The sequence below is a fragment of the Phormidium sp. CCY1219 genome (genome assembly GCF_055795085.1).
In genome coordinates this window covers 1-6,094 of the sequence record NZ_JAYFEQ010000746.1, presented here as the reverse complement: position 1 = coordinate 6,094, position 6,094 = coordinate 1, and the positions used below count along the sequence as shown (strand labels likewise).

Below are 6,094 nucleotides of genomic sequence, written 5' to 3'. Positions count from 1 at the left end.
TCCCTAGTCCAATTCCAGGCATGGGAAAAAACATAGGGATTAGCGCAATGGTTATTTATCCCTAGTCCAATTCCAGGGATGGGAAAAAACTATCCCGATGAGCGGGATAGTTATTTATCCTGTAGCGCCCCATCGGTGAAAAAACCTATCGCGAGCGCGCCATAGTTATAATATTTTCATATGGGTAAGGTAGAGAATTTTTCACCTCGGAGCAGTAATGACTATTCGGCTACGTACCATATCAATCTGAGAAAGGCTATAGCACCCGCATTATGAAGGTTCCGCACCTGCACCCCGATACCATCGACGAAGTGAAGCAACGCGCCGACATCTACGATGTGGTGTCGGAGTATGTGGTACTGAAAAAACAAGGCAAAGATTTTGTCGGGTTGTGCCCGTTTCACGATGAAAAGTCGCCGAGTTTCAGCGTCAGTAGCGCCAAGCAACTGTATTACTGTTTCGGGTGTCAGGCGGGAGGGAATGCGATTAAATTTTTGATGGAAATCCGCCAGCAATCGTTTGCGGATGTGGTATTGGACCTGGCGCGGCGCTATCAGGTGCCGGTGAAAACCCTCGAACCCGAACAGCGTCAGGAGTTAGAGCGTCAGTTGTCCCTGCGAGATCGCCTCTACGAGATTGTAGCGATCGCCCGCAGTTTTTTCGAACATGCCCTGCGTCAACCGGAAGGACTTGCGGCCCTAGACTATCTCCAGGCGCAACGACAGTTAAGCGAAGAGACGATCCAAGGGTTTCAACTCGGGTATGCCCCCGCCGGATGGGAAAGTCTTTACGGCTATTTGGTGGAACAAAAGGGTTTCTCGGCCCAATTGGTGGAAAAGGCAGGGTTGATCAAACAGCGCAAAGGTGGCGGGAGTTATTACGATCGCTTCCGCGATCGGTTGATGATTCCGATTAATGATGCCCAAGGACGAACCATCGGGTTTGGCGGGAGAACTCTGGGAGACGAACAACCGAAATATCTCAATTCCCCGGAAACCGAATTGTTCGATAAGGGGAAAATGTTATTTGCCTTAGATAAAGCGAAAGGAGCGATCGCTAAAGAAGACCAAGCGGTGGTGGTGGAAGGGTATTTTGACGCGATCTCCCTTCATGCGGCGGGCATTACCCAGACGGTTGCCTCTCTAGGCACTGCTCTGAGTGCGGACCAGGTGCGCCAACTGCTGCGCTATACCGACTCCAAGCAGGTGGTGCTCAATTTCGATGCAGATGCAGCCGGCACCACCGCCGCCCAACGGGCGATCGACTCCATTGCCGATCTGGCATTTAAAGGTCAGGTGCAATTGCGAATTCTCCATATTCCCGATGGGAAGGATGCAGATGAATTTCTCAAAACCACCAACTCTGGGGAACCTTATCGTCAATTGCTCGCTGAGGCACCTTTCTGGTTGGATTGGCGCATACAGCAACTTTTAGCAGGGCAAAATCTCCAACAACCGACGTCTTATCAGCAAGTGGCGCTCGAAATGGTCAAACTGCTCAGTCCAATTGTCTCTCGCGATTTGCGGATGTATTATGTGAATCGCTGTGCGGAACTGCTCAGTCAGGGAAATAGCACTTTGGTGGCGTTAAGAGCGCAAGATTTGCTCAAGCAAATCAATCGCCCCCGGCGCAAAGGGATCCATGAAGGCGATCGCGATTCGGTGAAATTGCCTTTAACCTCCGATCTCTCTTTGCTCGATATCGCTGAATCTTTATTGCTGCGTCTTTATCTCCACTGTCCCCACTATCGCGAATTGATTCTTACCGAAATGTGGGAACGCGATTTGGATTTTAGTTTGTCCCATCATCGGTTTTTATGGCAGCAAATTGCGGCGGTTGAATCTGAGGTGGCGGATCCGGCGGATTTGCTGTCTAAGGTGCAAGAGCGGTTTTTGCAGTTCAACCCAGAAATGCCAAAGCTGTCTGAGTTGTTTTTGTTGAATGAAAAAAGCGAGCGGGATTTGCTCAATACTCCTTTGATGATTAAGGGGGCGATCGCTTGTCTGGAGCGAGTAATGTGCGAAAAGCGATCGCAAATGTCCCTGCAACTGTGGCGGGAAACGGATTGGGAAAACGACCCGGAACGGGCAAAATATTATCAACAGCAAATCTATGCCGAAAAAGCCCGGATTCAGGAACTCGATCGCGAACGACAGGTGAATCTTTATAATTGGCTGTCAATGGGATATGGGGAATAATCACCCATTACCCCTCAGTGTGTTACCCCCGTAGAGACGCGATAAATCCCATCTCTACAAGGGGTTAAATTGCCTCACCGCATCCTGTTGGGGAGTGCGCGCTTCTAGCTCGCACTCGGGCATGAACTCGTTCCCCGCATGAGCGGGAAACGCCGAATCCGATTTGCCCGCCCTAGGCTGATTTTATCAGTCGCAGTATAGGGTATCGCGGGTGTTGCGCCCGGTGACGGGGTTGGTACCTTTGGCCACTTCACACAGAACTTTGATGGCGTCATCGCGCAGGAGAACGTCGGTAAAGTCTGCGCCGTCAATGATGACATTTTCAAAGCGGGAGTTATAAGCAAAGGCTCCTTCGAGAATGGCGTTGGTTAAGTTGCTCTCTCTAAAGCGCGCCATATCCAGGGTGGCGTTGCTTAAGTTCGCTCCTTCTAAGTTGACTTTATTGAAGCTAGCGCCGAAAAAGCTGACGCCGCGCGCGTCAATGTTGCTGAAGTCGCTATTGCGGATGGCGGATTTGGTAAAGGTGGAATCTTTCAGATCCCGGGTGGAAAAATCCACCCCAACCAGGGCTTCTTTGTTGTAGTCGTTGGCGAGGGCGGGTGGGGCAGATATCCCGGCGATCGCCGCGATCGCGCTAACTCCTGTTATCCATATTGCCCCGGATAACAGGATGCTGAATACTCGCGTCCAAATTGAATTGCAAAACCGATCGTTCATAAGTTTTAATGGCCTTGGAAAACGCTATCCCGATCTCTCAGTTGCCTCACGGGCGAACTTTGGTGTTGGATGCAGGATAATTGTTGCTTACTATACGAAACACACTCTATAGCGTAATCTTACCAGGTAGTGTCGCGAAAAGCGGTTGTCATGCCCATGTCGGGTTCTTCGTCTTCTTCGTCTTCTTCTCAGCGCGATCGCCCAATTCCTGTGGGAGTCTTGGGCGAAGCGTTGGTGGCTCACTGGTTGCGCTGTCAGAATTGGCAAATTGTGGCGCAACGCTGGCGTTGTCGGTGGGGCGAACTGGATCTGATCGCTCGCTCTGGCTCTATATCACAAAAAAAAGCAACTGACAAGAGGGGCGAGACCCCTCACTTGTCGGTTGCCGATCGCAGTTCTTCTGTATTAGCCTTTGTAGAAGTGAAAACTCGCTCTCGCGGCAATTGGGATGCTGGGGGTTTGTTAGCAATTTCGCCCCACAAGCAAGCGAAACTGGTGCAAGCGGCCCAGTTATTTTTAGCCGAAAATCCGGAGTTCTCCGAATTCCCTTGTCGCTTCGATGTGGCTTTGGTTCAATGCCGAAGCGAGGAATCCCCCCCGGGCGATCGCCCGCTTCCGCCTCGGGTTTCCCTAGAAGGCGATCGACTGGTTCCCCCACTCCCGGTGGCGATCGCTCAACCCATTCTCCTGGAAAACTATCGACTCATCCTCCACCATTACATTGCCGCCGCTTTCGACTTATCGAGCGCTTAATCCAAATTACCAGGGGTCAATTCTTAACCTAATAACTTCTTTTAAATCCAGGGTTTCAAAATCGGATTTTCACGCCAAAGTTTCGGGGCAATATCCCAATCCCTTGACAAATTGTTGGCGAAATTCCTCGATTTCGCCCCGTTCGGGATTTCCGTGGGACACCACCGCCACCTGATAGCGCCGCATCACTTCAATCGGCGATTGTCCGCTTTCGAGGCACCACAGCGCCATTTGCAAGCGGATAGACGGTTGACAAGGAATCCCCAGTTCATTCATAAACGCCTGAAAGTTTCCATGTTCGTAAGGATCCAGACAGCGATTCATTTTAATCCGCACGATCCACCCGTCAATTTGATGGATGACGGTGAGAAAGCGAACCGGAAACATGGCAGAATGATTCAGATATTCCGCAACTCTCAGGGTAAGACTGGCATTAGCCAGATGATAGAGATACTCCATGTTCTGTATTCCCGAATAATTGGACAATAATGGCTAAAAACCCACGGTTAAAGGGGGTTCGAGTCCAGACTTTCTACGGAACCCCCGTCACCCTCGCGCCATGTAAACGCATTGGACAGTTCCACTGAGCGCATCGGGGGTCTAGTTCTGGAAATGTTGCTACAGGGAGTGGCGATCGCATCCTTATGAACCAGCATTTGTGGGGTTTGGAGTGTTAGAGTGCTTTAACCCTTTGCTCTATTGCTGAGATCTGCTTCAAACATCAAAAACCCTTACAAATTGGCCTTAGAGGTAGCGATCGCCGATTGGGCAAGTCTGGGGTTTTCCTAACAACGATTGACGAAAGGGAAAATTTGTTCTTGCTGACCGGATATGAGCGAGTTGACAATTTCTCCCGTTGCCTTTTAGATAATCTATTTCTATTGTTGCGATCGTGAGGGTTATCCCACATGGGTAAATTCCCGCAAGTTTCATGGGGAGGTTTACCCAATTTTCCCCACACAGGGAACAACTTACAGCCGACAACCGATGTATTCTGAATTACCATAACCCATCCGGGTAAGATTCCTCATCCACCGAGGTTATTTTCTTACTATTTTTACCACTTAACCCTGGATAACAGTTTACCCACTTTATGATAAGATTTACAATTTAACTGTCAAACCCGTAAAAAATCCGGTGTTGGGATACAAAGAATGTTTAGTAACCATCGAGATGGAGTCGAAGGCGAAGGAAACGCGATCGCGCGCCAATCGGGTACGCACAGGGAGGCGGTTCCGGCGTTAGGCACATCAGGCGGGGGGGAGTCTACCCAGGATAGAGAAGAAGACCGCCGCTTAAGCGCCTATGACTACCACCTCCCCGAAGAAAAAATCGCGCAGAATCCCGCAGTTCCCCGGGATAGCTCTCGCTTATTGGTCGTTTCTTCCCCCAACTCCCACCATCACCAAAGGTTTCGGGATTTGCCCGCATGGCTCAAACCTGGGGACTTGCTGGTACTCAACAACACCCGGGTAATGCCCGCGCGACTCTACGGGCACAAATCCACCGGTGCGCCGGTAGAAGTATTGCTCCTCGAACCGCAACCGGACAATACCTGGTTGGCATTAGTCAAACCGGGCAGACGCTTGAAACCTGGGTCGCAAATTTTATTTGCACCCTCGGATCGGCTCACCGAAGGGGCACAATTCCCCCAGGAGAATCTGTTAAAAGCCAAGGTACTGGCAACCCATGAGGCCACAGGGGGAAGATTTCTCCAGTTTGAAGTGCCCTCAGGGGCGGATCTGATGGACTTGTTGCCAGCCTATGGGCAGGTGCCATTTCCGCCTTACGTCACCGCTTCCCAGGCGTCACCTGAGCAATATCAAACCGTGTATGCTGAAAAAACCGGATCCGCCGCAGCGCCCACGGCGGGATTGCACTTTACCGATGAGTTATTCAAACGGTTGGCGGAAAAAGGAATTCAGTGCAGTTTCGTCACCTTGCATGTGGGGGTGGGAACCTTTCGACCGGTGGAGGTAGAAGATGTGACCCATCACGTGATGCATGAAGAGTGGGTGCAGGTACCGCAAGAAACGGTGGAAAAAATCCGCCAGACGAAAGCAAACGGCGGGCGGACGATCGCGGTGGGAACCACAGTGGTGCGATCCCTCGAGGGCGCAGGGGCGGCGACGGGAAAACTCGAAGCGTTTTGCGGCAAAACCGATTTATTTATCTACCCCGGCTATCAATGGCGGGTGGTGGATGGATTGATTACCAATTTCCACTTACCGCGATCGAGTTTGCTGATGTTGGTGAGTGCCTTGGTGGGGCGAACTCGCCTGCTGGATTTATATCGCGAGGCGATCGCCCACAACTATCGCTTCTATTCATTTGGCGATGCCATGCTGATTTTACCGAGAATCGGCGTAAAGCCCCCGGATTTATCCGTGGGGATATAAGCCGAGCGACTGACCCCCGGTCCCCCG

5 protein-coding genes are annotated in these 6,094 nt (G+C 51.1%); 3 read left to right on the top strand and 2 right to left on the bottom strand.

Annotated elements, in window-relative coordinates:
- Positions 1 to 272: 272 nt before the first annotated feature.
- A complete protein-coding gene (dnaG, locus tag AC0QH1_RS22815; RefSeq protein ID WP_324633667.1) occupies positions 273 to 2,198 on the top strand; it encodes a DNA primase in 1,926 nt (641 codons plus the stop codon).
- 186 nt (positions 2,199 to 2,384) lie between these two features.
- Here the strand turns inward: dnaG and AC0QH1_RS22810 are convergent, their stop codons facing one another.
- Entirely contained in the window at positions 2,385 to 2,915 is a 531-nt protein-coding gene (locus AC0QH1_RS22810; protein ID WP_324633666.1) for a pentapeptide repeat-containing protein, read from the bottom strand.
- A 156-nt stretch (positions 2,916 to 3,071) separates the two neighbouring features.
- On the opposite strand from AC0QH1_RS22810, the gene AC0QH1_RS22805 reads away from it, so the two are divergent.
- On the top strand, positions 3,072 to 3,668 hold the full coding sequence (locus tag AC0QH1_RS22805) for a YraN family protein (protein ID WP_324633665.1): 597 nt from the start codon (positions 3,072 to 3,074) through the stop codon (positions 3,666 to 3,668).
- A gap of 69 nt (positions 3,669 to 3,737) precedes the next feature.
- On the opposite strand, the gene AC0QH1_RS22800 is transcribed toward AC0QH1_RS22805, so the two are convergent.
- Positions 3,738 to 4,127 (bottom strand): hypothetical protein, encoded by a 390-nt coding sequence (locus AC0QH1_RS22800; RefSeq protein ID WP_324633664.1) that lies wholly within the window; start codon positions 4,125 to 4,127, stop codon positions 3,738 to 3,740.
- Positions 4,128 to 4,822: 695 nt separating this feature from the next.
- Here AC0QH1_RS22800 and queA point away from each other — a divergent pair.
- Entirely contained in the window at positions 4,823 to 6,067 is a 1,245-nt protein-coding gene (queA, locus tag AC0QH1_RS22795; RefSeq protein ID WP_324633663.1) for a tRNA preQ1(34) S-adenosylmethionine ribosyltransferase-isomerase QueA, read from the top strand.
- Positions 6,068 to 6,094: the final 27 nt, after the last annotated feature.